The organism is Pseudobutyrivibrio sp. UC1225 (assembly GCF_900115215.1).
In the GTDB taxonomy this organism is placed as follows: Bacteria; Bacillota; Clostridia; order Lachnospirales; family Lachnospiraceae; genus Pseudobutyrivibrio.
Genome location: NZ_FOVQ01000027.1, coordinates 1 through 1,979 on the forward strand (window position 1 = coordinate 1; position 1,979 = coordinate 1,979).

General features: G+C 35.1%; 3 protein-coding genes. All 3 read left to right on the forward strand.

The window, feature by feature from the left end; genetic code table 11:
• Nucleotides 1-85: 85 nt before the first annotated feature.
• The 3 genes from BMZ41_RS15365 (at nt 86) to BMZ41_RS15375 (ending at nt 1,884) form a co-directional block, all read left to right on the forward strand.
• Nucleotides 86-676, forward strand: coding sequence for a replication protein (locus BMZ41_RS15365; protein WP_090531326.1), 591 nt, complete (start codon nt 86-88; stop codon nt 674-676).
• 1 nt (nt 677) lies between these two features.
• Nucleotides 678-869, forward strand: coding sequence for a hypothetical protein (locus BMZ41_RS15370; RefSeq protein WP_090531329.1), 192 nt, complete (start codon nt 678-680; stop codon nt 867-869).
• Between the two features lie 811 nt (nt 870-1,680).
• Nucleotides 1,681-1,884 (forward strand): hypothetical protein, encoded by a 204-nt coding sequence (locus BMZ41_RS15375; protein WP_090531332.1) that lies wholly within the window; start codon nt 1,681-1,683, stop codon nt 1,882-1,884.
• Nucleotides 1,885-1,979: the final 95 nt, after the last annotated feature.

Here is a 1,979-nt window from a genome sequence, read left to right on the forward strand (position 1 = left end):
AAATTCCGCACTACAGATTTGCCGTCAGTGTAGTGCGGATATGTACCAAAATGATACTTGTTAGAAAGTGAGGTAATTATAACAAATGTCTAGAAGAACATCAAGTGGGGATAGTCGTACACGTAATTATGCGTGTGTCGTTTATCCAGAGTCTGCACCTGAAAATTGGAAAACTATTATTTCTGAAAGTAAAGTTCCTGTTTTTATTTCTCCATTGCATGACAAAGATATTAATCCAACAGGTGAACCAAAAAAAGCACACTATCATGTTATGGCTATGTATGATGGTGTTAAGACTAAAGAACAAGCGGAAGAATTCTTTAAATCTTTTGGTGGTGTTGGTTGTGAACAGGTAAGTTCTGTTCGTGCTTATGCTCGTTATCTATGTCATTTAGATAATCCTGAAAAGGCACAATATTCGATTGAAGATGTTAATTGTTTTGGTGGTTCGGATTATATTACTATAATCGGCACTATGGCTGACAGAAAAAAGTGTTTAAGAGAAATGCAAATTTATATAAAAACAAATGATATAAATTGCTATGCTGATTTGGCTGATTATGCTTTAGAATTCCGTACTGATTGGTATGATTGTTTAACTAATAATGGCACTTATTTTATTAAAGAGTATATAAAATCTAGAACATGGAAAGAACATCAGATGGAGGAAAAATAGCATGAAATTTCAAGCAGTTTGTAAAGATGGAATTATACTTACTGATGACTATTCTGAAGAAGAAATTGAAAAAAATTTGCATATTAAAAATTTGAAAGAGGATTGTAAAAATTCGTTTCCTGAAGGTTCGATAGTAACTGTATTGGATAGTCAGGACAATATTATTCGACATTGTCTAGTTGATTTACTTTGAGCTCTTACCTAGCAACCTTTTTTACATAATTTCTCACTTTCACACATTTGTTTTCACTGAAAGACTAGCACAGTGAAAGCATTTGTAAATGCCCTGAGTTTGAAGTCACTCAGGGTATTTTTTTTTAGTATATTGCGTGTGATATTTAAAGTTTTATTTTTACCTGTTGCGTGGTGTATGTAAATTTAAGCCGGGTGGGTAGGGCTCCGGCGTTTGAGGAGGGCATCCCGAACGTTAGTGAGGGCTTTTTTTCTAGTAGTCAAATTTGGATGCGAGTGAAACGAGTGCAGCAGTTTTAACTGCTGATCCAAATTTGAAAAAAATGTGAACTAAAAGCAAAATCTTTGATTTTGCGGTCTACGGAATAGTGGGCACGGTTTAGCTAGTGCCCACAACCGCCAAGCCAGAATGTGAAGCCTGACCGCCTTAGTGTGAATGTGGCGGTTGATTGTGTGCGTAGCACGAGATATTAAAAAGCGAACTTTAGGGGCTCCTTGTGGAGCCCTAAAAGTTCGCCCTTGACTACCATATATCCTTTTTAAGGCTTTAGAACGACTTTAGGGTAGCCTAATGTCAAAAAAATCTAAAATTCCTTATTTGGCGAATTTGGGGGTTGACTTTTGTGGCTAGGGGGAGTAACTACGACACTCCCCCTAGCGTTCATTGTTCATTGTTCGTCGACACATTTCTCAATTTGTGTATTAAAATTTCTTTTGTTTAATTATGACGTATAATTATGTTTACATTTCTTCTTGATTGATGTATTATTGACGCATAACAAATAATACTCAAATTAGAAAGTAGGTTGATTATGAAACGAGTACAAGTAAATTTATCTGATGAATTGCTAAAAAAGGTTGATTATTATGCTGAGTATTTAAGTGTTCCTCGTTCTACACTTTGCACTATGTTTATTGGTCAGGGTGTAATGGGATATGATAAAGGTTTAGATATTATAGATTCATTGGCTGATAGTATGAAAGATATTGCACGTGAGGAAGGAAAAAGAAACTAAAAATTCCGCACTACAGATTTGCCGTCAGTGTAGTGCGGATATGTACCAAAATGATACTTGTTAGAAAGTGAGGTAATTATAACAAATGTCTAGAA